Source organism: Staphylococcus caseorum, from assembly GCF_049943195.1.
Classification (GTDB): domain Bacteria; phylum Bacillota; class Bacilli; order Staphylococcales; family Staphylococcaceae; genus Staphylococcus; species Staphylococcus equorum_A.
On sequence record NZ_JBNFUA010000001.1, the window covers coordinates 676,267 to 701,313 of the forward strand.

24 protein-coding genes, 1 other RNA gene and 1 other annotated feature (1 of these 26 only partly in view) are annotated in these 25,047 nt (G+C 33.9%); of the genes, 23 read left to right on the forward strand and 2 right to left on the reverse strand.

Annotation, left to right across the window (positions count from 1 at the left end; all coding sequences use genetic code 11):
- Positions 1-49: a sequence feature (ribosomal protein L21 leader region), on the forward strand; it begins 25 nt to the left of the window's first position.
- Between the two features lie 13 nt (positions 50-62).
- From rplU to ACP3TL_RS03645, 20 genes are all read left to right on the forward strand, one after another.
- Positions 63-371, forward strand: a complete 309-nt coding sequence (gene rplU / locus ACP3TL_RS03550) for a 50S ribosomal protein L21 (RefSeq protein ID WP_285325690.1) — start codon at positions 63-65, stop codon at positions 369-371.
- Positions 372-373: 2 nt separating this feature from the next.
- Positions 374-694: a ribosomal-processing cysteine protease Prp gene (locus ACP3TL_RS03555; protein ID WP_046465507.1), complete on the forward strand. Its 321-nt coding sequence runs from the start codon at positions 374-376 to the stop codon at positions 692-694.
- Between the two features lie 11 nt (positions 695-705).
- Positions 706-990 (forward strand): 50S ribosomal protein L27, encoded by a 285-nt coding sequence (gene rpmA, locus ACP3TL_RS03560; protein ID WP_002507409.1) that lies wholly within the window; start codon positions 706-708, stop codon positions 988-990.
- A gap of 131 nt (positions 991-1,121) precedes the next feature.
- Positions 1,122-2,417, forward strand: coding sequence for a GTPase ObgE (gene obgE, locus ACP3TL_RS03565; RefSeq protein ID WP_021339114.1), 1,296 nt, complete (start codon positions 1,122-1,124; stop codon positions 2,415-2,417).
- An 11-nt stretch (positions 2,418-2,428) separates the two neighbouring features.
- Entirely contained in the window at positions 2,429-2,884 is a 456-nt protein-coding gene (locus tag ACP3TL_RS03570) for an ACT domain-containing protein (RefSeq protein WP_046465506.1), read from the forward strand.
- A gap of 12 nt (positions 2,885-2,896) precedes the next feature.
- A complete protein-coding gene (gene ruvA, locus ACP3TL_RS03575; RefSeq protein ID WP_002507412.1) occupies positions 2,897-3,499 on the forward strand; it encodes a Holliday junction branch migration protein RuvA in 603 nt (200 codons plus the stop codon).
- Between the two features lie 31 nt (positions 3,500-3,530).
- Positions 3,531-4,532: a Holliday junction branch migration DNA helicase RuvB gene (gene ruvB, locus ACP3TL_RS03580; protein ID WP_046465505.1), complete on the forward strand. Its 1,002-nt coding sequence runs from the start codon at positions 3,531-3,533 to the stop codon at positions 4,530-4,532.
- Between the two features lie 2 nt (positions 4,533-4,534).
- Complete coding sequence (queA, locus tag ACP3TL_RS03585; protein WP_046465504.1) at positions 4,535-5,560, forward strand: tRNA preQ1(34) S-adenosylmethionine ribosyltransferase-isomerase QueA; 1,026 nt, start codon at positions 4,535-4,537, stop codon at positions 5,558-5,560.
- 20 nt (positions 5,561-5,580) lie between these two features.
- Complete coding sequence (gene tgt, locus ACP3TL_RS03590; RefSeq protein ID WP_046465503.1) at positions 5,581-6,720, forward strand: tRNA guanosine(34) transglycosylase Tgt; 1,140 nt, start codon at positions 5,581-5,583, stop codon at positions 6,718-6,720.
- 18 nt (positions 6,721-6,738) lie between these two features.
- Entirely contained in the window at positions 6,739-6,999 is a 261-nt protein-coding gene (yajC, locus tag ACP3TL_RS03595; RefSeq protein ID WP_285325689.1) for a preprotein translocase subunit YajC, read from the forward strand.
- Positions 7,000-7,360: 361 nt separating this feature from the next.
- The gene (gene secDF, locus ACP3TL_RS03600) at positions 7,361-9,637 is read left to right on the forward strand and encodes a protein translocase subunit SecDF (protein WP_277575851.1); all 2,277 of its coding nucleotides are present in this window, start codon (positions 7,361-7,363) and stop codon (positions 9,635-9,637) included.
- Between the two features lie 319 nt (positions 9,638-9,956).
- Positions 9,957-12,236 (forward strand): single-stranded-DNA-specific exonuclease RecJ, encoded by a 2,280-nt coding sequence (recJ, locus tag ACP3TL_RS03605; RefSeq protein WP_277575850.1) that lies wholly within the window; start codon positions 9,957-9,959, stop codon positions 12,234-12,236.
- A gap of 12 nt (positions 12,237-12,248) precedes the next feature.
- Complete coding sequence (locus ACP3TL_RS03610) at positions 12,249-12,767, forward strand: adenine phosphoribosyltransferase (protein ID WP_021339119.1); 519 nt, start codon at positions 12,249-12,251, stop codon at positions 12,765-12,767.
- A gap of 418 nt (positions 12,768-13,185) precedes the next feature.
- Positions 13,186-15,375, forward strand: a complete 2,190-nt coding sequence (locus tag ACP3TL_RS03615; RefSeq protein ID WP_285325688.1) for a RelA/SpoT family protein — start codon at positions 13,186-13,188, stop codon at positions 15,373-15,375.
- 13 nt (positions 15,376-15,388) lie between these two features.
- Positions 15,389-15,841, forward strand: coding sequence for a D-aminoacyl-tRNA deacylase (dtd, locus tag ACP3TL_RS03620; RefSeq protein ID WP_046465498.1), 453 nt, complete (start codon positions 15,389-15,391; stop codon positions 15,839-15,841).
- Positions 15,838-16,710: an N-acetylmuramoyl-L-alanine amidase family protein gene (locus tag ACP3TL_RS03625; RefSeq protein ID WP_046465497.1), complete on the forward strand. Its 873-nt coding sequence runs from the start codon at positions 15,838-15,840 to the stop codon at positions 16,708-16,710. The genes dtd and ACP3TL_RS03625 overlap by 4 nt, the downstream gene beginning before the upstream one ends.
- Before the next feature lie 330 nt (positions 16,711-17,040).
- Positions 17,041-18,303: a histidine--tRNA ligase gene (gene hisS, locus ACP3TL_RS03630; RefSeq protein ID WP_046465496.1), complete on the forward strand. Its 1,263-nt coding sequence runs from the start codon at positions 17,041-17,043 to the stop codon at positions 18,301-18,303.
- Between the two features lie 11 nt (positions 18,304-18,314).
- Positions 18,315-20,081 (forward strand): aspartate--tRNA ligase, encoded by a 1,767-nt coding sequence (gene aspS / locus ACP3TL_RS03635; RefSeq protein ID WP_046465495.1) that lies wholly within the window; start codon positions 18,315-18,317, stop codon positions 20,079-20,081.
- Between the two features lie 63 nt (positions 20,082-20,144).
- Positions 20,145-20,334, forward strand: a non-coding RNA gene (gene ssrS, locus ACP3TL_RS03640) — 6S RNA.
- 165 nt (positions 20,335-20,499) lie between these two features.
- Positions 20,500-21,270 (forward strand): tRNA threonylcarbamoyladenosine dehydratase, encoded by a 771-nt coding sequence (locus ACP3TL_RS03645; protein ID WP_046465494.1) that lies wholly within the window; start codon positions 20,500-20,502, stop codon positions 21,268-21,270.
- Between the two features lie 90 nt (positions 21,271-21,360).
- On the opposite strand, the gene ACP3TL_RS03650 is transcribed toward ACP3TL_RS03645, so the two are convergent.
- Positions 21,361-22,638 carry a replication-associated recombination protein A gene (locus ACP3TL_RS03650; protein ID WP_046465493.1) on the reverse strand — a complete coding sequence of 426 codons (1,278 nt, stop codon included), beginning with the start codon at positions 22,636-22,638 and terminating at the stop codon, positions 21,361-21,363.
- An 86-nt stretch (positions 22,639-22,724) separates the two neighbouring features.
- Between ACP3TL_RS03650 and cymR the strand changes: the two genes are divergently transcribed.
- The 3 genes from cymR (at position 22,725) to ACP3TL_RS03665 (ending at position 23,663) form a co-directional block, all read left to right on the forward strand.
- Entirely contained in the window at positions 22,725-23,144 is a 420-nt protein-coding gene (gene cymR / locus ACP3TL_RS03655; RefSeq protein WP_002507427.1) for a cysteine metabolism transcriptional regulator CymR, read from the forward strand.
- A gap of 136 nt (positions 23,145-23,280) precedes the next feature.
- The gene (locus tag ACP3TL_RS03660) at positions 23,281-23,463 is read left to right on the forward strand and encodes a CsbD family protein (RefSeq protein ID WP_046465492.1); all 183 of its coding nucleotides are present in this window, start codon (positions 23,281-23,283) and stop codon (positions 23,461-23,463) included.
- A gap of 35 nt (positions 23,464-23,498) precedes the next feature.
- Positions 23,499-23,663 (forward strand): hypothetical protein, encoded by a 165-nt coding sequence (locus ACP3TL_RS03665; RefSeq protein ID WP_176721511.1) that lies wholly within the window; start codon positions 23,499-23,501, stop codon positions 23,661-23,663.
- Positions 23,664-23,750: 87 nt separating this feature from the next.
- On the opposite strand, the gene ACP3TL_RS03670 is transcribed toward ACP3TL_RS03665, so the two are convergent.
- Complete coding sequence (locus ACP3TL_RS03670; protein WP_046465491.1) at positions 23,751-24,749, reverse strand: LLM class flavin-dependent oxidoreductase; 999 nt, start codon at positions 24,747-24,749, stop codon at positions 23,751-23,753.
- Between the last annotated feature and the right edge of the window lie 298 nt (positions 24,750-25,047).

Here is a 25,047-nt window from a genome sequence, read left to right on the forward strand (position 1 = left end):
GGTTCAAGTACATTTATGTCACCTGCATTTGGCGTGACTTAAAATTATAGGAGGTGCAAAGTATGTTTGCTATTATCGAAACAGGTGGAAAACAATTAAAAGTTGAAGAAGGACAAGAAATCTTCGTTGAAAAATTAAATTTAAACGAAGGTGAATCATTCACTTTTGACAAAGTATTATTTGTAGGTGGAGACTCAGTTAAAGTTGGTGCGCCAACAGTTGAGGGTGCTACTGTTACTGCTACTGCTAATAAAGAAGGACGCGGTAAAAAAATCACTGTATTCACTTACAGACGTCGTAAAGACTCAAAACGTAAAAAAGGTCATCGTCAACCTTTTACTAAATTAACTATCGACAAAATCAACGCTTAATTATGATTACTGTTAATGTTACATTGAACGAAGCTGGTCAAGTAACTGATGTTATTATGGATGGTCATGCAGAACATGGCGAATACGGGCATGATATAGTTTGTGCTGGTGCATCCGCAGTTATTTTCGGAAGCGTTAATGCTATCATGGGATTAACAAGCGAAAAACCAGACATTGATTACAATGATGACGGTGGACATTTCCACGTAAGAAGTGTCGATGCTACAAATGAAAAAGCGCAATTAATTCTTCAGGCAATGTTAGTATCATTGCAAACAATTGAAGAAGAATATAAAGAAAATATCAGACTAAATTATAAGTGAGGTGCAACCCAATGTTAAAATTAAACTTACAATTCTTCGCATCTAAAAAAGGGGTAAGTTCTACAAGAAACGGCCGTGACTCTGAATCAAAACGTTTAGGAGCTAAACGTGCTGATGGTCAATACGTTACAGGTGGATCAATTTTATTCCGCCAACGTGGTACTAAAATCTATCCTGGTGAAAATGTTGGTCGTGGTGGCGACGATACATTATTCGCTAAAATCGACGGCGTTGTTAAATTTGAACGTAAAGGTCGCGACAAAAAACAAGTTTCTGTTTACGCAGCAGCTGAGTAGTTTTTGTCACCATTAACACCAGAAGTTATGACTTCTGGTGTTAATTTTTTTGTCTTTATTTTCTAGTAGGCAAGATAATGATATAATATAAAAGATATGGAAATTAAGTTTTTAGAAAAAGAGGTGAAATCATGTTTGTCGATCAAGTTAAAATATCACTTAAAGCAGGTGATGGCGGTAATGGTATAACAGCCTACCGTAGAGAGAAATATATTCCATTTGGTGGTCCAGCTGGTGGCGACGGTGGTAATGGTGCGTCAATTATATTTGAAGTTGATGAAGGATTAAGAACTTTATTAGACTTTAGATATCAAACACATTTCAAGGCTAATAGAGGTGGCGCTGGTCAAACGAGTAATATGCATGGTAAAAATGCAGACCACTTAGTTCTAAAAGTACCGCCAGGCACAATTGTGAAAAATGTTGAGACAGAAGAAGTTGTTGCAGATTTAGTTGAAGATGGTCAACGTGCAACTGTAGCTAAGGGTGGTCGTGGTGGCCGAGGTAATTCTCGTTTCGCTTCTCCAAGAAACCCTGCACCTGATTTTAGTGAAAATGGTGAACCAGGTGAAGAAATAGAAGTTACGTTAGAATTAAAATTACTAGCCGATGTAGGATTAGTAGGTTTTCCTAGTGTAGGTAAATCTACTTTGCTCTCAATAGTATCTAAAGCCAAACCGAAAATTGGTGCTTATCATTTCACTACAATTAAGCCTAACTTAGGTGTTGTTTCTACAAAAGATCAAAGAAGTTTTGTAATGGCAGATTTACCTGGTCTTATTGAAGGTGCATCTGAAGGTGTAGGATTAGGCCATCAATTTTTAAAACACGTTGAGAGAACAAAAGTTATTGTTCATATGATTGATATGAGTGGCTCTGAAGGTCGCGATCCATTCGAAGATTATAAAGTAATTAATGAAGAATTAAGTGCTTATGAACATCGTTTAGAAGAGAGACCTCAAATCGTTGTAGCAAATAAGATGGATATGCCAAACGCTGAAGATAATTTAGAAATTTTCAAAGAAGAATTGAATGATGATAGTATTCATATTATTCCTTTATCTACAGTAATGCATGATCATATTGATGAACTTTTATATGCAATTGCAGATAAATTAGAAGAAGTAAAAGACATTGACTTTAGTAAAGAAGAAGAGGAAGACTTGGGTGTTAACAGAGTGTTGTACAAACATACGCCGAGTCAAGATAACTTCACAATTACTAGAGATGATGATGCTGCATACGTTGTAAGTGGTAAAGCAATTGAAAGAATGTTCAAGATGACTGACTTCAATAGCGACCCTGCAGTACGTAGATTCGCACGTCAAATGCGTTCTATGGGCATTGATGAGGCCTTGAGAGCACGTGGCTGTGAAAATGGTGATATTGTAAGAATACTTGGTGGAGAATTTGAATTTGTTGAATAGGAGTGCTTAATTTGGACAAAAAAGACTATAAAAAGTTTTATTTAATTAGAGAAGATGTTTTACCAGAATCAGTTGTAAAAACTTTAAAAATTAAAGATGTATTAAAAAACGATCCGTCATTGTCCATATTTGAAGCAGTCAAACAGTTCGATTTATCTAGAAGTGCATTTTATAAATATCGAGATACTATATTTCCGATTGATGAAAAGATGGAATCAACGAGAGAGTTTACGTTAATATTGTATGTCAATGATATTGTAGGCATGTTGGCACAAGTATTAAATACATTATCTAGTTTACGGTTATCTGTGTTAACAATTCACCAAAGTATTCCAATGGATGGTAGAGCAACAATCACACTTTCATTAGATGCCAAAGGCACGGATTTGGAAATTGATGATGTAATGGAAGCTTTAAAAATTATTGATCATATTTCTAAAGTAGAATTAATTAGTATGACTATATAAGGAAGTGTAAACGTGTACGCATATATTAAAGGCACATTAACAGTATTGAATCCTACGCATGTAGTAGTTGAAGCATCAGGTGTAGGATACGAGATTCAAACACCTAATTCTTATCGTTTTCAAAAACAAATGGATCAAGAAGTCGTGATTCACACTTCACTTATCGTAAGAGAAGATGCACAGTTGCTCTATGGTTTTATAAATCAAGAAGAAAAAGATATGTTTTTAAGTTTGATAAAAGTAACTGGCATTGGTCCGAAATCTGCATTAGCAATTTTAGCAAGTAGTTCTCCGAATGACGTCAAAATTGCCATCGAGAACGAAAATGATGCTTACTTAACACAATTCCCTGGAATAGGTAAAAAAACTGCGCGCCAAATTGTATTGGATCTTAAAGGTAAAGTACAGATCAACGAAGTAGATAGCAGTCAGCTATTAAACATGGGAATTGATAGTAATGGTGCAACTGCAATTGTTAAAGAAGCAATGCTAGCATTAGAAGCATTAGGTTATTCTAAACGTGAATTGACTAAAGTCGAAAAAACATTAACTAAAGAATCATTTGAATCTGTCGATGATGCAGTTAAAAGAGGATTACAATTACTTATATCATAAATATTACTATATTTAAAAAGGGGGGGATGTAATGGATGATAGAATGGTAGACCAATCAGTACATGAAGAGGAAACTTCATTTGAACTTTCTTTACGACCAGCAAGGTTACGTCAATATATTGGACAATCAGCGATTAAATCGAATTTAGAAGTGTTTATTAAAGCAGCTAAAATGAGACAAGAACCGTTAGATCATGTCCTATTATTTGGTCCCCCTGGATTAGGTAAAACGACTTTGTCTAACATCATTGCTAATGAAATGGAAGTAAATATTAGAACGATTTCTGGACCATCTGTAGAACGACCAGGTGATTTAGCTGCGATTCTTTCTAGTTTACAACCAGGAGATGTTTTATTTATTGATGAAATTCACAGGTTAAGTAGTGTTGTTGAAGAAGTATTATATCCTGCAATGGAAGATTTCTTCTTGGATATCGTTATTGGTAAAGGAGAAGAAGCGAGAAGTATTCGTATAGACTTGCCACCTTTTACTTTAATAGGTGCTACTACAAGAGCGGGTAGTTTAACAGCTCCTTTACGCGATAGATTCGGTGTTCATCTCAGATTAGAGTATTACGAAGAACCTGAATTGGAAGAAATCATTGTGCGTACCGCAGAAGTATTAGGTACGTCCATCGATGAAGAAAGTGCAACAGAATTAGCTAAACGTAGTCGCGGCACGCCAAGGGTAGCCAACCGTTTGTTAAAACGTGTACGTGATTTTCAACAAGTGAAAGAAGATGAATCAATCAGCATAGATACTACAAAGCAATCTCTGCAGTTATTACAAGTAGATGATGAAGGGCTAGATTACATTGATCATAAAATGATGAATTGTATATTGCAGCAGTATAAAGGTGGACCTGTTGGTTTAGATACGATTGCTGTTTCTATTGGTGAGGAACGCATTACAATTGAAGATGTATATGAACCCTTTTTAATACAAAAAGGATTTATTGAGCGTACGCCAAGAGGGCGGAAAGCGACACCTTATGCATTTGAACATTTTAGCAAGAATGGAAAGAGGGAATAAGTTTGGATATTGAAGCATTTGATTATCATTTGCCTGAAGCATTGATAGCACAAACACCTCTGAAAAACAGAGATGAGAGTAGATTATTAGTTCTTGGCAGACAAACTGGTGATATTGAACATAAACATTTTAAAAATGTCATTGATTACTTAAATAAAGGTGACACGCTTGTATTAAACGATACAAGAGTAATGCCAGCTCGTTTGTTTGGTTTGAAAAAAGAAACCGGTGCAAAAGTAGAAATGCTAATGCTGACACAAATCTCTGGTAATGATTGGGAAGTATTATTAAAGCCTGCAAAAAGAATTAAGGTTGGTAATAAATTAACGTTTGGTGACGGTAAGATAGTTGCTGAATGTATTGAGGAGTTAAACCAAGGTGGTCGTATCATGAGACTACATTACGAGGGCATATTACAAGAGCGCTTAGATGAGCTTGGTGAGATGCCGTTACCTCCTTATATAAAAGAACGCTTAGACGATCAAGATCGTTATCAAACTGTTTATGCCAAAGCATCTGGTTCTGCAGCCGCACCAACAGCAGGGTTACATTTCACTGATGAATTATTAAATCGTATAAAAGCAAAAGGTATTAACATCGCATTCATTACGTTACATGTTGGTTTAGGTACATTTAGACCTGTAAGTGTAGATAATATTGACGATCATGAAATGCATAGTGAATATTATCAAATGGATCAAGAAACAGCAGAGTTGTTAAATGAAACCAAGTCTAAAGGACATCGTGTGATTTCTGTAGGTACAACATCAACTAGAACACTTGAAACGATTATGCAAACGAATGAGGTATTTAAAGCTCAAAGTGGCTGGACAGATATCTTTATCTTCCCAGGCTATACATTTAAGGCAATTGATGGTTTAATTACCAACTTTCATTTACCAAAATCAACGCTTGTTATGCTAGTATCTGCTTTTAGTAGTAGAGATTATATTTTAAATGCATATCAGCAAGCGGTAAAATCAGAATACAGATTCTTTAGTTTCGGAGATGCAATGTTAATTATTTAGGGAATGAAAGGAGATTTTATATGCCAGCAGTAACGTATGAGCATATTAAAACTTGTAAGCAATCGGGTGCTCGATTAGGTATTGTACACACACCGCATGGATCATTTGAAACGCCGATGTTTATGCCAGTAGGTACAAAAGCAACTGTAAAAACAATGAGTCCAGAAGAATTACATCAAATGGAAGCGAAAATCATTTTAGGGAACACTTATCATTTGTGGTTACAGCCAGGAAATGATATTATCAAAAAGAGTGGGGGCTTACATCAGTTCATGAACTGGAATGGTCCTATACTGACTGATTCTGGCGGTTTCCAAGTATTTAGCTTAAGTAATTTGAGAAATATTACTGAAAAAGGCGTAGAGTTTCGCCATCACAAGAATGGATCGAAGTTATTTTTGAGTCCTGAGAAAGCTACAGAGATTCAAAATGATTTAGGCTCAGATATTATGATGGCATTTGACGAATGTCCTCCTATGCCTGCCGAATATAAATATGTGAAAGATTCTATTGAAAGAACCACTAGATGGGCTGAAAGATGTTTGAAAGCACATAAGAGACCTGATGATCAAGCTTTGTTTGGGATTATACAAGGCGGAGAATATAAAGATCTTAGAAAACAAAGTGCTGAGGAATTAGTTGCTTTAGATTTTCCAGGATATGCAATAGGTGGCTTGTCTGTAGGAGAGCCTAAGCCAGTGATGTACGATATGGTGACACACACAGAACAATTTATGCCGAAGGACAAACCACGTTATTTAATGGGTGTGGGTTCACCAGATGCATTAATTGAATGTAGTATTCGAGGTATAGACATGTTTGACTGTGTACTACCAACACGTATCGCGCGTAACGGTACTTGTATGACTTCACATGGAAGAGTGACTATTAAAAATGCTAAATATGCAGAAGATTTAGGACCACTTGATGAAGATTGTGACTGCTATACTTGTAAAAATTATAGTAGAGCTTACATAAGACATTTAATTAAAGCAGAAGAAACTTTTGGTATCCGTCTTACTACTTATCATAATTTACATTTCTTGCTAAAATTAATGGAAAATGTACGACAAGCTATTCGTGAAGATCGTCTTCTTGATTTTAAAGAAGAATTCTTTGAACAGTATGGACTTAATGTAGACAACCCAAAAAACTTTTAACAAGGGAGAAATAAAATAATGCAATTTACTTCATTAATATTACCAATTTTATTATTAGCATTAATGTGGTTTTTCTTAATCAGACCACAACAAAAAAGAGCGAAAGAGCATCGTCAAATGATTAGCCAAGTAAGTTCTGGCCAACATGTAACTACAATCGGTGGTATCAAAGGTACTGTTCGTGCAGTAGATGAAACTACAGTAGTATTAACTTTAAATAACAATGGTACTGAAATCACTTTAGAAAAACCTGCTATAAAACAAGTTGATCCTTCATAATAAAGTAACGAACTGATATGAAAATATCAGTTCGTTTTTTTATTAACATATTCTACTGAAACATTAATAGAAATCATATATACTTTCTTAAACAATATGTTGATATAGTGTTATAATTTAAAATGACCTAGTATATAATCATAACTTAACGTATAAACGAGTAATATTTTTGTAACAATTTAAAAAGTTAATAACGCTTACAATTAAGTTATGAATACAAAATAGTTGAGTTAGTTTTTACACACGTTGTAATATGTTAAGATAATAAGGTCGTTTAGAAGAAAGTATAGATTGTATAAAATTGCATTAAAATGATTTAATCAAGTATTCTTATAACATAAGCTTACAATGAGGTGTTCAAGTGAAGAAGAGTAGTAGAATAGTTGCATTCATAGTGCTCGTAGGTCTGTTGTTGGGAGCTATGGCATTTACTTATAAGAGTGTAGTTAAAGACGTTAGCCTTGGTTTGGACTTGCAAGGTGGATTTGAGGTCTTATATCAAGTAGATCCTTTACAAAAAGATGATAAAATTGACGATAAAGCGGTTAAATCAACAGCGAAAACGCTTGAAAACCGTGTCAACGTCTTAGGTGTTTCTGAACCAAAAATTCAAGTCGAAGATAAAAATAGAATTCGTGTTCAACTTGCGGGTGTTAAAAACCAATCTGAAGCTCGAGAGGTATTATCATCACAAGCAAATTTAACAATTCGTGATGCCGATGACAATATCAAATTGACTGGTAAAGATATCCAGCAAGGTTCAGCAAAACAAGAATTTAAAGAGAATACGAATCAACCAGCAGTTACTTTCAAATTAAAAGATAGTGATAAATTCAAAAAAGTAACTGAAGAAATTTCGAAAAAAGATGAAAACGTCATGGTTGTTTGGTTAGATCACGAAAAAGGTGATTCTTACCATAAAGAAGTGACTAAAAAAGATCCGAAATTCGTTTCAGCTGCTTCAGTAGATAAACCGATTAATTCTGATAGTGTTGAAATTTCAGGTGGATTTAATGGTGAAGAAGGCATCAAAGAAGCAAAACAAATTGCTGATTTATTGAATGCAGGTTCCTTACCAGTAGATTTAAATGAGATTTATTCTAATTCAGTCGGTGCCCAGTTTGGTCAAGACGCATTAGATAAAACAGTGTTTGCTGCTATAATTGGTATTGCAGTAATTTATCTATTCATGTTAGGTTTCTACCGTTTGCCAGGTTTAGTAGCAATTATTGCGCTAACGGCGTATATATATTTAACAATGCTAGCATTTAACTTTATATCTGGTGTACTTACATTACCAGGTTTAGCAGCCTTAGTGTTAGGTGTCGGTATGGCTGTCGATGCGAACATTATAATGTATGAGCGGATTAAAGACGAGCTCAAAATTGGACGGACACTCAAACAAGCTTATAAAAAAGCGAATAAGAGTTCTTTCTTAACCATTGTCGATGCACAGTTAACAACTGTGATTGCAGCCGCAGTGTTGTTCTTCTTTGGTGAAAGTTCAGTTAAAGGTTTCGCAACTATGTTACTCATCGGTATCTTAATGATCTTTGTAACAGCAGTGTTCTTATCAAGATGGCTATTATCATTACTAGTGTCATCTAATTACTTCAAAAAATCATATTGGTTATTTGGTGTAAATAAGAAAGAAATCTATAATATCAATGAAGAAAAAGACGTCCATGATTTGAAAACGCCATATGAACGTTGGGACTTTATGAAATTGGCTAAGCCATTGTTATCATTAAGTGTCCTTATTATTATTATCGGTGCTATCATTCTCTTCATTTTCAAATTAAATTTAGGTATTGATTTCACAAGTGGTACGAGAGTTGATTTTGAATCTGAAAATAAAGTGTCAGAGGAAAAAGTGACTCAAACACTTGAAGATAAAGATTTCAAACCGACTCAGGTTTCACTTGGTGAAAATGGTCAAAATGCTACTGTACAATTTAAAAATGATTTATCTAAAGATGAAGTTGCTAAAATTAAGAGCACTATAGATAATGAGTTTGGTAATGATCCAACAGTCAATACAGTTTCACCAGTGATTGGTCAAGAACTTGCTAAAAACGCCATGTTTGCACTTATATATGCTGCTATTGGTATTATTATCTATACTACATTTAGATTTGAATGGCGTATGGGACTATCATCAGTACTGGCACTACTACATGATGCGTTTATCATTGTTGCTGTATTTAGTTTATTTAGATTAGAGGTAGATATTACCTTTATCGCAGCAGTATTAACGATTATTGGTTACTCTATCAATGATACGATTGTTACATTCGATAGGGTCCGGGAGAACTTACACAAAGTAAAAGTGATTACGAAGAAATCTCAAATAGACGATATTGTTAATAGATCGATTCGTCAGACAATGACACGTTCTATTAATACAGTTTTAACAGTAGTTATCGTAGTTATTTCGTTACTAGTATTGGGTTCACCAAGTATCTTTAACTTTTCATTAGCATTACTTGTCGGTCTGATTTCAGGTGTGTTCTCATCTGTATTTATCGCAGTACCGTTATGGGGCATAATGAAGAAACGTCAACTTAAAAAATCAGACGATCATAAGATTGTCGTTTATAAAGAGAAAAAATCAAATGATGAAAAAATCTTAGTATAACTTGCACAGGATGTATGTACTTTGAATTCTAGTGTCAATTATAGCTAAAACATTTCAAATAAAGTGAAACAGCTCGAATTAAAAATTCGGGCTGTTTTTTATGAGTTTAAAAAGGTATTAACGAATAAAGTAATTTTAAATACGAATTATGGTTATTAAGCTAAAGTATATTGCTTTTCATGTTAAGATGTATTTGTGAATTTTTTAAAAAACATGGTATTCGCTTTATAAATATAATAGAAAGTCTTGTTTAAATGTAAGTACTTTTTATTTTCGAATATCTTTTGTATAATTGCTTGTGGAAATGAGGGAGAATAGTATGATTAAATCCAAGTATACTTGGGATGTTAACGCACCAGAAACTGAGATTACAGAGGAAGTTTCATCAGAATTAAAGCTAACTCCTATTGTAAAGAAAATCTTAGAAAGTAAAGGTTTAACTGATAAACCATCAATTGATGCTTTGTTAAAAGGCACTCAAGTCACACATGATCCATTGTTAATGAGCGATATGACTAAAGCTGTCGAACGCATTAATTTGGCGATAGATCAAAATCAAAAGATTTTAGTATATGGTGATTATGATGCAGATGGTGTAACGTCTACAACTATACTCGTAAATACGTTAAAAGAGTTAGGCGCACACGTAGGTTGGTATATACCGAATCGTTTCTCTGAAGGTTACGGCCCAAATGAAATGGCGTTTAAAAATGCTTATGAAGAAGAGATTTCACTCATTATTACTGTAGATAATGGCATACAAGGCCATGAAGAAATACAAATGGTACAAGATTTAGGCGTTGATGTGATTGTGACAGACCATCATGAAATTGGTAGAACGATGCCTAATGCCTATGCAATTGTACATCCAATGCATCCGGAATTTGATTACCCATTCAAATACTTATGTGGTGCTGGTGTAGCTTATAAATTAGCACAGAATTTATTGGATGAACCACCTGCATATTTCCTTGGCTTAGTTGCTATAGGAACAATTGCTGATTTAGTCTCTTTAACGGATGAAAATCGAACTTTAGTTCAAAAAGGATTAGAAGTTCTTAACAATCATTGTCCACCATCTATAAGGGCGATTTTAAAACAAGCTGGTTACAGTGATGAAATTAATGAAGAAACAATCGGTTTTATCATCGGCCCTCGTTTAAACGCAGTAGGTAGACTAGAAGATGCTGCGCTTGCTGCAGAATTATTAATGGCTGAAACAGATGAAGAAGCAGATTTTCTAGCTGAACAGGTCGAATTCTTTAATCAAGAACGTAAAGATATCGTTGCACAAATTTCTGAAGAAGCATTACAAGTAGCTGAAGCACAAGTACAACAAGGCGCTAAATTCTTATTATTAGCTGAACCCGATTGGCATGAAGGTGTTTTAGGCATCGTGGCGTCTAAAGTTGTAGAAACGTATAGTTTACCAACGCTTATATTAAATATCGATGAGGCGCAAGGCCATGCAAAAGGCTCAGCTCGTAGTATAGCGCAAGTTTCAATGTTCGAAGTTTTGAATGCACATGGTGATTTAATATCAAAATTTGGCGGTCATCATATGGCTGCAGGTGTGACGATGCCAATAGAACACATTGAAACACTGAGACAAGGATTAAATGATTGGATGACTCAACTTGCTGAAACAACATCACTTGAGCCACGTAAAAAAGTAGACGTTAAAATATCAGAAGCTGATATTACAATAAAAAACATTCAAGATATTCAAAGATTACGTCCTTTTGGCACAGACTTTTCTAGTCCATGCTTTGAATTACAAGATGTCATTGTCAATCAAGCAAAAGGGATTGGCCAAGAACAGAAACATCTCAAACTCGTAATGGGTGAAAGTCAATTACAGGCTATCTTTTGGCAAAACGGGCACCTTGTTAAGGAATTAGGGGAACAACAACCAATTAATTGTATTGGGACGTTGCAGATTAATGAATGGAATGGTTTTCAATCACCTCAATTCATGATACAAGACTTATCAAGTAATAATTTACAAATTCTTGATTATCGAAGTAAAAGTAAAGTGAGTGGCTTTGAGCAGAATTCAACGGATGTAGCTTATCTTATTCATAAAAAAAGTGAAAAACTAGGCGAAAATTATTACTTTTATGGTGATGAAATTCAGCAAAATTATGACAAATATGTTTTTCGTGATTTGCCTGCTTCTATACAAGAAATCAAAGATACTTTGAAAACCGTAGAAGTTTCACAAATTTACCTTGTTTTAAATCATGAACGCTCGATTTATTTTGAAGGCATGCCAAAAATGGAAACGTTCAAACAATGCTTTAAAGCATTAGCTACGAAAAAGGAAACTAATTTAGCTAAAGATGGTATGCAACTTTGCCAATATTTAAATATACAGTCTAGTATGCTTAAATTCATCTTGAAAGTTTTCCTTGATTTAGAGTTTATCAAAGATGAAAATGGTATAATCAAGATAAATAGCGACTCTACTAAGAAAGCAATTGAATCGAGTAAGTATTATCAAGGTCGTTTAGAAAGAATTGAAGTTGAAAAAATGTTGCTTTATGAAGATTTTAATAATTTAAAGCAATGGATTAAGTCTGAACTGGTAGATAAATAGGAGGAAGTTTGAATGGATTTAAAACAGTATGTGTCGGAAGTAGAAGATTGGCCAAAGCCTGGGGTTAACTTTAAAGATATTACAACAATTATGGATAACGGTGAAGCATTTGGTTATGCTACAGATCAAATTGTTCATTATGCTAAAGACCGTGATGTAGATGTTATAGTCGGACCTGAAGCACGTGGCTTTATCATAGGGTGTCCAGTAGCGTATTCAATGGGTATTGGTTTTGCGCCAGTTAGAAAAGAAGGTAAATTGCCAAGAGAAGTGATTCGCTATGAATACGACTTAGAATATGGTACAAACGTGTTAACAATGCATAAAGATGCGCTTAAACCAGGTCAACGTGTGTTGATTACGGATGACTTGTTAGCTACAGGTGGAACAATTGAAGCGGCAATTAAACTTGTTGAACAATTAGGTGGCATCGTTGTAGGTATTGCATTTATCATTGAACTTAAATATCTTAACGGTATTGAAAAAATAGAAGATTACGACGTAATGAGTTTAATCTCATACGACGAATAAAATATAAAAGTAATATAACAAAAGAAGCTCAGACATATATTTATGTCCTGGCTTCTTTTTTAATTTAAAATAGATCCAATTTATTACAATAGGGCGTATTGTTGGTTAGTTATCTGAGACCCTTGATCCTATCTACTTTATTTTTTTATTGAATTTTCAAAACATTTGTCTCTTTGTTATGAATGTCATACACTTGAACACACTATATAATATTTAAAAATAAACTTTATTTTCCCAATACACACATGAACTCATTTATTTATTTAATAACATGTAGTATCATATAACTATTATACAAAATTTGACCTAATAAAATGAAAATACGTTACAATCGTAGTTAAATAAGATTAGATAAAACTAACGAAATATAATACTGGGTATCTAATAGCGATTAATATTTAGTATAGGGGTGTCTTAAGTGAACAATGAATATCCATATAGTGCTGATGAAGTACTATCCAAAGCCAAATCATATTTGTCAAAAGAAGACTATGAATATGTGTTAAAAAGTTATCATATTGCTTATGAGGCACATGAAGGTCAATTTCGAAAAAATGGTTTACCATACATAATGCATCCAATTCAAGTTGCTGGCATATTAACTGAAATGCATTTAGATGGACCAACAATTGTTGCAGGGTTTTTACATGACGTAATCGAGGACACGCCATATACATTTGATGATGTTCAAGGTATGTTCAATGAAGAAATTGCAGTTATTGTAGAAGGTGTAACAAAATTAAAAAAAGTGAAATATCGCTCAAAAGAAGAACAACAAGCGGAGAATCATCGAAAACTATTTATCGCAATTGCTAAAGATGTACGTGTGATTTTAGTTAAATTGGCAGATCGTTTACATAATATGAGAACAATCAAACCGATGCCAAGAGAAAAACAAATTAGAATTTCTAAAGAGACGCTCGAAATTTATGCACCTTTGGCTCATAGATTAGGTATTAATACCATTAAATGGGAATTGGAAGATACAGCGCTTAGATACATTGATAGCGTTCAATATTTTAGAATTGTTAATTTAATGAAGAAAAAACGTAGTGAAAGAGAAGACTACATTCAAAATGCTATAAATCGTATACAAGCAGATATGTCTAGCATGAATATTGTTGGGGAAATCAATGGTCGACCTAAACACATATATAGTATATATAGAAAAATGGTTAAACAAAAGAAACAGTTTGATCAAATTTTCGATTTGTTAGCTGTTAGAATTATCGTGAATTCTATCAATGATTGTTACGCTGTACTGGGCTTAGTACACACGCTTTGGAAACCGATGCCTGGTAGATTTAAGGATTACATTGCGATGCCAAAACAAAATATGTATCAGTCATTACATACAACGGTTGTTGGTCCAAACGGCGATCCACTTGAAATACAAATTAGAACTTCTGAAATGCATGAAATCGCTGAACATGGTGTAGCAGCGCACTGGGCATATAAAGAAGGTAAGAAAGTAACAGAGAAAGCACAAAACTTTAATAAAAAGTTAAATTGGATTAAAGAGTTTGCAGAAACAGACAATACTACGTCAGATGCTGAAGAGTTTATGGAAACACTTAAATTTGATTTACAAAGTGACAAAGTATATGCGTTTACGCCAGAAAGTGACGTTGTAGAATTACCTTACGGTGCAGTCCCTATTGATTTTGCATATGCAGTTCATAGTGAAGTAGGTAATAAAATGATAGGTTCAAAAGTAAATGGTAAAATTGAACCTATAGATTATGTCTTGCAGACTGGAGATATTGTTGAAATTAGAACAAGTAAGCATTCTTATGGTCCAAGTAGAGATTGGTTGAAAATTGTTAAATCATCAAGTGCTAAAAGTAAAATTCGCAGTTTCTTTAAAAAACAAGACCGTTCTTCAAACATTGAAAAGGGTAAATTTATGATTGAAGCGGAAATCAAAGATCAAGGTTTTAGAGTAGACACGGTATTAAATGAGGAAAATATCGCCGTAGTAAATAATAAATATAATTTTGCTAACGATGATGATTTATTTGCTGCAGTTGGTTTTGGAGGAGTAACAGCCTTACAAATAGTGAATAAATTAACTGAAAAGCAACGTATTCAAGATAAGCAAAAAGCATTGAATTCGGCACAAGAAATTTCTAAATCAGTACCTATTAAAGATGACGTCACAACGGATAGTGGCGTTTATGTTGAAGGTATTGAAAATGTCTTAATCAAATTATCAAAATGTTGTAACCCAATCCCAGGTGATGATATTGTTGGTTATATCACTAAAGGGCATGGCATTAAAGTACATAGAACAGATTGTCCTAATATTAAAAGTGAAAAAGACCGTTTGATTTACGTAGAATGGGTACGTTCTAAAGATGCCACTCAACGTTATCAAGTAGATTTAGAAGTTTCTGCTTATGATAGAAATGGGCTATTAAATGAAGTATTACAAGCTGTAAATTCAACTAAAAGTAATTTAGTGAAAGTATCTGGCAAGTCAGATATAGATAAAAATGCTGTGATTAATATTAGTGTTATGGTAAAAAATGTTAATGAAGTTTACCAAGTTGTAGACAAGATTAAACAACTCGGCGATGTATATACTGTCACAAGAGTTTGGAATTAGAGGTGCATCATACATGAAAATAGTCGTACAAAGAGTAAAGGAAGCTTCGGTTTCTAATGAAAATATAGAAAATAAAATAAAAAGAGGATATTGCCTATTTGTTGGTGTTGGTAAAACATCTACAGAGGCCGATATTTTAGCATTAGCAAAAAAAATTGTGAATGCACGGTTATTTGAAGATAATAATGGCAAGCTTAACTTAAATATTCAACAAGTAGAAGGTGAAATCTTATCTATATCACAATTTACATTGTATGCAGATGTTAGAAAAGGGAACAGACCAGGATTTTCTCATTCTATGCCTCCAGAACAGGCAAATGAATATTATGAAATATTTAACGATGCATTACGTTCTTACGGAATAAACGTGTTAACAGGCGAATTTGGTACTGATATGTTAGTGAATATTGCTAATGATGGACCCGTAACAGTGATTTATGAAAGTCAGGATGGCAAAATAGTATGAAAAAACTCGATACTTGGTTAGAAAAACATAATCTCAGAAATATCCCCACATTTATTGTCATAGTAGCATTTATTATTTTCATCATTATGATTATTGCTTTCTTAAATCATAGTGATGAAAACAGTAGTACGATTTATATTACTGAAGATGCAGAATTAAGAACAGGTCCTAACGCTGTTTATCCAGAAATTAATTCTATCGACAAAGGACAAAACTTCCATAAAATTGGTGAATCTGGTAAGTGGATTGAAGTAGAATCCGGTAATAATGAAAAAGGTTGGGTAGCAGGTTGGCATACGAATTTAAATATTCAAGCTGACGCTAACAAAAATGCTAAACCTTTAAAAGATAAAATAATTGTACTTGATCCTGGTCACGGTGGACGTGATCAGGGGGCATCAAGTAATACAAATAAACATAGTAAAGAGAAAGTATACACTTTGAAAACCGCTCAAGAGCTTAAAGCACTTTTAGAAAAAGAAGGTGCAACAGTGAATATGACACGTAGTTCAGATGAATATGTCAGTCTTAGCGATAGAAATATTAAAGGTGATGCTTATATTAGTATACATAATGATTCATTAAAATCAGCTAAAGCAAATGGTAGTACCGTTTATTGGTTTAAGAAAAATCAAAAAGCATTAGCAGAGACATTGAGTGCGAGCCTACAAAAGAAAGCATTATTAACAAATAAAGGCGCACGACAAGAAAACTTCCAAGTATTGAGACAAACAGATGTACCAGCAGTATTATTAGAATTAGGTTATATTAGTAATCCTACAGATGAAGATATGATTAGAGATCAATTACATCGACAAATTGTAGAAAAAGCAGTTGTTGATGGACTACGTGCATACTTCTCAGAATAAAAAGGTTGCATATTAGTCGTAAACTCGTTATTATTAAATATGAATTCTATATTAAAACCGCTATAATTCTTGAAAGTTCTAAACGAAATGGTAGCATTTAAACAATGCGAAGAGACATAATTCCTGGCTGAAAAATTATGCTTAGTAATTTAGAAATTTAACACAAGAAGAGGTGCTTTAAAAGTAAAGCCGTGTAACGAACGTTATTCGTATGAAGTGGGTTATAAATTTAAATATTTATAACCAATTAGGGTGGCAACACGGAAATTCGTCCCTTGTATGACTATTAGTCATGCAAGGGTTTTTTTATTGCTTAAAAGGAGAGGTTCTATGATAAATATACCTAGAGGGACTCAAGATATTTTACCAGAGGAAACAAAGAAATGGCGTTATATTGAAGCAAAGTTAGATCAACTCATGGAATTGTATAATTACGAAGAAATTCGTACACCAATTTTTGAAAGTACTGAATTATTTGCACGTGGTGTAGGTGGTTCAACGGATGTTGTTCAAAAAGAAATGTATACCTTTAAAGATAAAGGTGACCGAAGTATCACATTACGTCCAGAGGGTACAGCTGCAGTTGTGCGTTCATATATAGAAAATAAAATGCAAGGTATTCCGAACCAACCTATTAAATTATATTATAACGGACCAATGTTTCGTTATGAACGAAAACAAAAAGGTAGATATCGCCAATTCACTCAGTTTGGTGTAGAAGCTATTGGTGCTGAAAATCCAGGTGTAGATGCAGAAGTACTAGCAATGGCAATGCATATTTATCAGTCATTTGGATTGAAGCACTTAAAACTTGTTATTAATAGTATAGGTGATATAAATTCTCGTAAAGAATATAATGATGCACTTGTGAATCATTTTGAACCTGTAATCGAACATTTTTGTAGTGATTGTCAATCACGATTACACACAAATCCAATGAGAATTTTAGATTGTAAAATCGATAAAGACAAAGAAGAAATAAAAACAGCTCCAAGCATTACAGAATTTTTAAATGAATCATCAAAAGCTTATTATGCAGAAGTAAAACAACATTTAGATGATTTAGGTATTCCGTACGTAGAAGATCCGAATTTAGTTAGAGGATTGGATTATTATACACATACTGCTTTCGAGTTAATGATGGATAACCCTAATTATGATGGTGCGATTACTACACTGTGTGGTGGCGGACGATATAATGGTTTATTAGAATTATTAGATGGACCAAGCCAGACTGGTATAGGGTTTGCGTTAAGTATTGAAAGATTGTTACTTGCACTAGAGGAAGAACAAATTGAACTTAATGCCAATCATGAATTTGATTTATTTATTGTAACAATGGGCGATAAAGCGGACCGTTATGCTGTGAAACTATTAAATGATTTACGTAAAAATGGTGTGAAAGCAGATAAAGATTATTTACAACGTAAAGTTAAAGGCCAAATGAAGCAAGCAGATAGATTAAATGCGCGATATACGATAGTCGTAGGCGAACAAGAGCTAGAAGAAAATAAAATAAATGTAAAAAATATGGAGTCAGGTGAAACTGAAACTATTAAATTAGATGAAATGGTTAATTATTTCAAAAATTAAGGAGAGATATCATGAGTAAACGTACAACATACTGTGGTTTAGTAACAGAGTCGTTATTAGACCAAGAAGTAACATTAAAAGGTTGGGTACACAACCGTAGAGATTTAGGTGGCTTGATTTTTGTTGATTTACGTGACCGTGAAGGTTATGTTCAAATCGTATTTAACCCAGATTTTTCAGCAGAAGCATTACAAATTGCAGAAACTGTTAGATCAGAATACGTGGTAGAAGTTAAAGGGATAGTTAAGCAACGTGATCCTCAAACGGTAAACCCAAAAATTGAAACTGGCCAGGTTGAAGTACAAGTTTCAGATATCCAAATTATCAATAAATCTGAGACACCTCCATTTGCATTAAATGAAGAAAATCAAAATGTTGATGAAAATATCAGATTAAAATATAGATATCTTGATTTACGACGCCAAGAGTTAGCACAAACATTTAAAATGAGACACCAAACAACACGATCTATTAGACAATACTTAGACCAAGAAGGTTTTTATGATATAGAAACACCTGTATTAAATAAATCAACGCCAGAGGGTGCCCGTGACTATTTAGTACCATCACGTGTGCATGGTGGCGAATTTTATGCATTACCTCAATCACCCCAAATATTCAAACAATTATTAATGATTAGTGGTTTTGACAAATATTATCAAATTGTTAAATGTTTCCGTGATGAAGATTTACGTGCTGATCGTCAACCAGAATTCACTCAAGTGGATATTGAAATGAGCTTCGTAGATCAAGAAGATGTGATGGATATGGGCGAAGAAATGTTACAAAATGTTGTTAAAGATGTGAAAGACGTTGAAGTACCACGTCCATTCCCAAGAATGACATATAACGACGCTATGAGTCGTTATGGTTCAGATAAACCAGATACACGTTTTGGCATGGAATTAATCGATGTTTCAGAACTTGGTGAAATTATGGACTTTAAAGTATTCAAAGATGCTATCAATAAAGATGGTCAAGTTAAGGCAATTGTAGCTGAAGGCGCTTCTGATAAATATACAAGAAAAGACATAGATGCTTTAACAGAATTTGTAAACATCTACGGTGCTAAAGGCTTGGCATGGGTAAAAGTTGTAGATGATGGTTTAAATGGACCAATCGCTAAATTCTTTGAAAATGATCATGTTGAAAAGTTACAATCACTAACTGGAGCGCAAGCAGGTGACTTGGTATTATTCGTAGCAGATAAACCAAGTGTTGTTGCACAAAGTTTAGGCGCTTTACGTCTTAAACTTGCAAAAGAATTAAACCTGATTGATGAAACGAAATTGAATTTCTTATGGGTTACAGATTGGCCATTACTTGAATATGATGAAGAAGTTAAACGCTATACTGCAGCGCATCATCCATTCACTTCACCAAAACAAGAAGATATTGAAAAATTAAACACTGAGCCTGAGAATGTTCAAGCTAATGCATATGATGTTGTTTTGAATGGTTATGAATTAGGCGGAGGTTCTATCAGAATTCATGATGCTGATTTACAAGCTAAAATGTTCGAAGTTTTAGGTTTCACAGACGAACAAGCAAGAGAACAATTTGGTTTCTTACTAGATGCCTTTAAATATGGTGCACCACCCCATGGCGGCATCGCATTAGGATTGGACCGTTTAGTTATGTTATTAACGAATCGCACAAACTTACGTGATACAATTGCCTTTCCTAAAACTGCATCTGCGACATGTCTATTAACAGATGCACCAAGTGAAGTATCAGAAAATCAATTAGAAGAACTTTCATTACGTATTCGTCATTAATTAGCGCAAGAAGTTTTAATTCTTGCTAATTTGAGATTATGTGTTATGATGTTCACATAAGATAGTCATCTGAAGTGTTCGTAAGTTTGCTTCATATTTGGGCCTAACACTCTTTGATCCGGGAGCCCAATGGGTTTTCTTGCAGCGCACACGCCTCAAAGGAGGACTTGCAAAACAAGAAACAGGGCACCCACCTGTTATAAGCAGGCCGAATGATCAAGCACTTTATAACTACGGCACTAACGGACTCTATCGTACGCAAGACTTCGGTCTTGCGTATTTTTTTTGCTAAAATTTAAAATGTGAATACTACGATTTCAAATAATGTAAGATAAATAATGCATTTTGTAAATATAAATATATGATAATGTTATAATAGTTTTGTTATAGCATATTAATAATAATAAGGAGTATTTAGATGAGACATCAATTTTCTAGAAATGAATTAGCCTATGGTCAAGAAGGCTTGGAATTATTAAAAGAAAAGACAGTTGTTGTGCTAGGCGTAGGTGGTGTTGGTTCATTTGCTGCTGAAGCTTTGGCACGTACAAATATTGGTCATATCATTCTTATTGATAAAGATGATGTTGATATCACTAACGTCAATCGTCAATTACATGCGCTTACTACTACAATCGGACAGAGTAAAGTGACTTTGATGGAGGAACGCATTAAATTAATTAACCCTGATTGTAAAGTGACTTCATTGCATATGTTTTATACGGAAGAGACTTATGAAGCATTATTCAGTGAGTATGATATCGATTATTTTGTAGATGCAAGTGATACAATCATTTATAAAGTACACTTAATGAAAGAGTGTTTAGATAGAGGAATTTCCGTAATTTCAAGCATGGGTGCTGCCAATAAAATAGATCCAACACGTTTTGAAGTAGCAGATATTTCTAAAACACATACTGATCCTATGGCTAAAATTATAAGACGTAAATTAAAAAAATTAGGCATTCATAAAGGCATACCTGTTGTTTTTTCAGATGAAAGTCCAATTGTAATTAGAGAAGATGTTAAAGATACAGTGGGGGATGCTAACGCACCAACGAGAAAAGGACAAATGCCACCATCTTCAAATGCTTTTGTACCTAGTGTAGTTGGATTAATCAGTGCGGGTTATGTAATTAATGATATTCTAAAAGACATTCCTGTTACGCGTATTAAAGACAAAAAATAAAAAATGCTCATTTATCAATAACTATTTTAAAAGGTAGCTTTCCGTTTTGGAGAGCTACCTTTTATTGATTATAGTGATTTAAATTACATTTTATTTCTTTTTTTGTGAATGGTTAATATTGTCATAAACAGACTTAAATTGTTGTTCGCTTTTAGAAGTTGTTTTGGGCTCATAATAAATTCTATTTTTAAGTTTATCGGGTAAATATTGTTGTGAAACGAATCCGCTCTCATAACTATGCGGATATTTATAACCGATTGCACGACCTAATTCTTTAGCACCTGCATAATGACCATCTTTTAAGTGGTCAGGAATCTGACCAACATGCCCCTTACGTATATCTGATAAAGCAGCATCAATAGCTGAAATACCTGAGTTAGATTTTGGTGATAAACAAAGTTCTATTACAGCTTGGCTCAAAGGAATTCTAGCCTCTGGGAAACCTAAACGCTCAGCTGACTCTATTGCTGCTAATGTACGTTGACCAGCTGCTGGTGACGCTAATCCAACATCTTCAAAACTAATCACTAACAAACGTCGAACGATTGTTGGTAAATCTCCAGCTTCGATTAAACGTGCTAGGTAATGTAATGCAGCATTGACATCGCTACCTCTAATTGATTTTTGAAACGCACTCATCACATCGTAGTGCATGTCTCCATCTTTATCACTTACAAAAGCCCCTTTTTGCAAACAATCTTTTGCATCTTCTAGTGTGATATATCTATTGTCATCAGTCACTTTAGAACTTAATACAGCCAATTCTAAAGCATTGAGCGCACTTCTTACATCGCCTTGACTTTGTGTAGTAAAGTAAGTCATTGCTTCATCATCAACAATAGGGTTGTAAGTAGCGAGCCCACGTTCAGCATCATTGATTGCTCTCTCTAATGAGACTCTGACATCATCGTCATCTAATGGGTATAATTCGAAAATTTGAGCTCTCGAACGTATAGCAGGATTAATTGCATGGTAAGGATTAGATGTTGTCGCGCCAATTAATACAATTTTTCCATTTTCTAAGTGTGGCAGTAAAAAGTCTTGTTTGGCTTTATCTAAACGGTGTATTTCATCTAATAGTAGAATTACTTGTCCAGACATTTTTGCTTCTTCAACAATCAACTGCATATCTTTTTTGGTATTGGTTACGGCATTGAGTTGTCGAAACTTGAATTGTGTACTACCAGATATCGCTTTTGCAATACTTGTTTTACCTATACCGGGAGGGCCAAAAAATATCATTGAAGATAATCTTTTCGTTTCAACCATTCTTCTAATAATCCCTTTTGGACCTACTAAATGTTTTTGAGAAATAATTTCATCTATGTTATTCGGACGCATTCTCGATGCAAGTGGTTCGTTCGTCACAATCTGTCACACCTTTCTAATTCTATATTAACGTAAAAAATGATAGAATGTTAATATAGAGTATTCGAATTAAGTGAGGTAATATAATGAAAATTTCAACAAAAGGAAGATATGGGTTAACATTAATGATTTCCCTAGCTAAAAAACAAGGACAAGGGTGCGTATCATTAAAATCTATAGCAGAAGAAAATAATTTAAGTGATCTATATCTAGAGCAATTAGTTGGTCCTTTACGGAATGCTGGGTTAATTCGAAGTGTTCGTGGTGCAAAAGGCGGTTACCAATTAAGAGTACCAGCGGAAGAAATAACAGCTGGTGATATTATACGTTTATTAGAAGGTCCGATTACATTTGTAGAAAGTATTGAATCAGAGCCACCTGCACAAAAAGAACTTTGGATTAGAATGAGAGATGCTGTAAGAGAGGTACTTGATAATACAACTTTACAATATCTAGCTGATTTTAAAGAAACTGATGATTTAGACGGTTATATGTTTTATATTTAAATTGAACTATAATTTATAAATTTATAGTTCACAATGATTTCTTTTAAAGAAAATATTGGATTTATTTTATTTATCATGTTTAGACACAATGATTAGTGGTATTTAACTTATATACATTGCTAAGGAGGTAATTTACATGGCAGATGAAAATAAATTCGAACAAGCAAAAGGTAATGTGAAAGAAACAGTCGGTAATGTAACTGACAATCAAGATTTAGAAAATGAAGGCAAGGAAGATAAAACTTCCGGTAAAGCTAAAGAATTCGTAGAAAATGCAAAAGATAAAGCGAATGACGCTATTGATAAATTCAAAAAATAATTAAGTTTTAATTAACTTTCAAAGGAGTAATTATTATGGCTGAAAATTTCTTAGATAAAGCAAAAGACACTGCAAAAACTGTATCTGAAAAATTAAAAGGTTCTGATAACGAAAAAGCACAACAAGCTTCAGAACAAATTGATAAATTCACTGGTGGTAGTGACGATAAAAAAGATGAAGACAAAAAAGACGAAAAATAGTCTTCGCTAAATTTATTTTGTAAAATAACTAAAATCCCAATCTACAAATTTGTAGATTGGGATTTTAACGTTTCATTAACTTGAATTTTACAGCGTATCTATTACATTTTTTAGTTTACGATAAGAATCAAGTTGAGCTTCTTGATCATAAATATAGCTGATAGCCATTAATTCATCAATATCGCCATGCTCATCTATAAAGGTTTGGATTTTATTTTTTACAGTTTCTTCTGAACCGATAAGTGAAGAGCCCATACGTTGTTGCGCAACTTCAAATTCAGTCGGTGTTAAAATACCTTTTAAATCATCAGTAGGTGGTTGAAGTGGTTGCATTCTACCTCTAGTTATACTAACCATTACTTGTGCTTGAGTTGTTGATAAGTATTCAGCTTGTTCATCCGTATCAGCAACAATGGCATTTAAACAAACGATGACATAAGGTTTGCTAAGTGCATCAGAAGGTTCAAATAAATCTTTATATATTTCAATTGCATCTTTCATTTGTTGTGGTGCAAAATGACCAGCAAATACATAAGGAAGTCCTTTTCGTGCTGCTAAATGGGCAGAGTCAGTAGATGAACCTAGGATATAAAGTGGTACATGTTTATCTACAGCGGGATAAGCTCGCACATATGCTTGTTGATTACCAGGACCAAAATATGTAGCGAGTTGCTCAACTTCTTCTGGGAATTCATAAACACCATTATGTTGATCTCTACGTAAAGCACTAGCTGTCATCATATCAGTGCCAGGAGCACGTCCTAAACCTAAATCTACACGTTCTGGAAATATTGTTTCCATCGTACCAAACTGTTCGGCAACTACTAATGGTGCATGATTTGGTAACATAATACCACCTGAACCCACTCGGATTTTAGATGTGTGCTCTAATGTATGTTGGATTAACAAAGCAGTAGCAGAACTTACTAAGTTTGGGGCATTGTGATGTTCTGCAATCCAATAGCGATTATAATCTAACGTTTCTAAATTTTGAGCTAATTTGACCATATCTTTAATTGCAGCTTGATCATCTTCTCCTTCTCGAATAGGTACAAGATTAAGCGCTGATAGTTTTAAATTGTACATGTTTATCGTTGTCCTCCTTAGTGATTGTTATTACCTTGAAGTATAACAGTCGCTATAAAACTTGCGTAAGAAACTGCTCACTGTTATAATGAGTGAAATTAAAAACGTTAGGTGGCTTAATTAAGGCGATGAAGACATTGGATAAATATCAAGAGAATAAATTAACAAAACTACATTTAAATGAAAAAGTTACAGGATATGACCATGTCGTAAATAATATAAGCTATTATTAAGCAACCGCATAGATTGATTGCAGTATAATATTTATGGCATGTCATGTCCTCGGAAGCGAGGAAAT

What these genes read in the sequence shown, in the direction of transcription:
- dtd (WP_046465498.1), top strand. Translation starts at nt 15,389, where the DNA reads ATGAAAATAGTCGTACAAAGAGTAAAGGAAGCTTCGGTTTCTAATGAA.
- rpmA (WP_002507409.1), top strand. Translation starts at nt 706, where the DNA reads ATGTTAAAATTAAACTTACAATTCTTCGCATCTAAAAAAGGGGTAAGT.
- ruvB (WP_046465505.1), top strand. Translation starts at nt 3,531, where the DNA reads ATGGATGATAGAATGGTAGACCAATCAGTACATGAAGAGGAAACTTCA.
- yajC (WP_285325689.1), top strand. Translation starts at nt 6,739, where the DNA reads ATGCAATTTACTTCATTAATATTACCAATTTTATTATTAGCATTAATG.
- hisS (WP_046465496.1), top strand. Translation starts at nt 17,041, where the DNA reads ATGATAAATATACCTAGAGGGACTCAAGATATTTTACCAGAGGAAACA.
- cymR (WP_002507427.1), top strand. Translation starts at nt 22,725, where the DNA reads ATGAAAATTTCAACAAAAGGAAGATATGGGTTAACATTAATGATTTCC.
- ACP3TL_RS03660 (WP_046465492.1), top strand. Translation starts at nt 23,281, where the DNA reads ATGGCAGATGAAAATAAATTCGAACAAGCAAAAGGTAATGTGAAAGAA.
- ACP3TL_RS03610 (WP_021339119.1), top strand. Translation starts at nt 12,249, where the DNA reads ATGGATTTAAAACAGTATGTGTCGGAAGTAGAAGATTGGCCAAAGCCT.
- recJ (WP_277575850.1), top strand. Translation starts at nt 9,957, where the DNA reads ATGATTAAATCCAAGTATACTTGGGATGTTAACGCACCAGAAACTGAG.
- rplU (WP_285325690.1), top strand. Translation starts at nt 63, where the DNA reads ATGTTTGCTATTATCGAAACAGGTGGAAAACAATTAAAAGTTGAAGAA.
- ACP3TL_RS03625 (WP_046465497.1), top strand. Translation starts at nt 15,838, where the DNA reads ATGAAAAAACTCGATACTTGGTTAGAAAAACATAATCTCAGAAATATC.
- obgE (WP_021339114.1), top strand. Translation starts at nt 1,122, where the DNA reads ATGTTTGTCGATCAAGTTAAAATATCACTTAAAGCAGGTGATGGCGGT.
- aspS (WP_046465495.1), top strand. Translation starts at nt 18,315, where the DNA reads ATGAGTAAACGTACAACATACTGTGGTTTAGTAACAGAGTCGTTATTA.
- ACP3TL_RS03645 (WP_046465494.1), top strand. Translation starts at nt 20,500, where the DNA reads ATGAGACATCAATTTTCTAGAAATGAATTAGCCTATGGTCAAGAAGGC.
- ACP3TL_RS03555 (WP_046465507.1), top strand. Translation starts at nt 374, where the DNA reads ATGATTACTGTTAATGTTACATTGAACGAAGCTGGTCAAGTAACTGAT.
- ACP3TL_RS03670 (WP_046465491.1), bottom strand. Translation starts at nt 24,749, where the DNA reads ATGTACAATTTAAAACTATCAGCGCTTAATCTTGTACCTATTCGAGAA.
- tgt (WP_046465503.1), top strand. Translation starts at nt 5,581, where the DNA reads ATGCCAGCAGTAACGTATGAGCATATTAAAACTTGTAAGCAATCGGGT.
- ACP3TL_RS03665 (WP_176721511.1), top strand. Translation starts at nt 23,499, where the DNA reads ATGGCTGAAAATTTCTTAGATAAAGCAAAAGACACTGCAAAAACTGTA.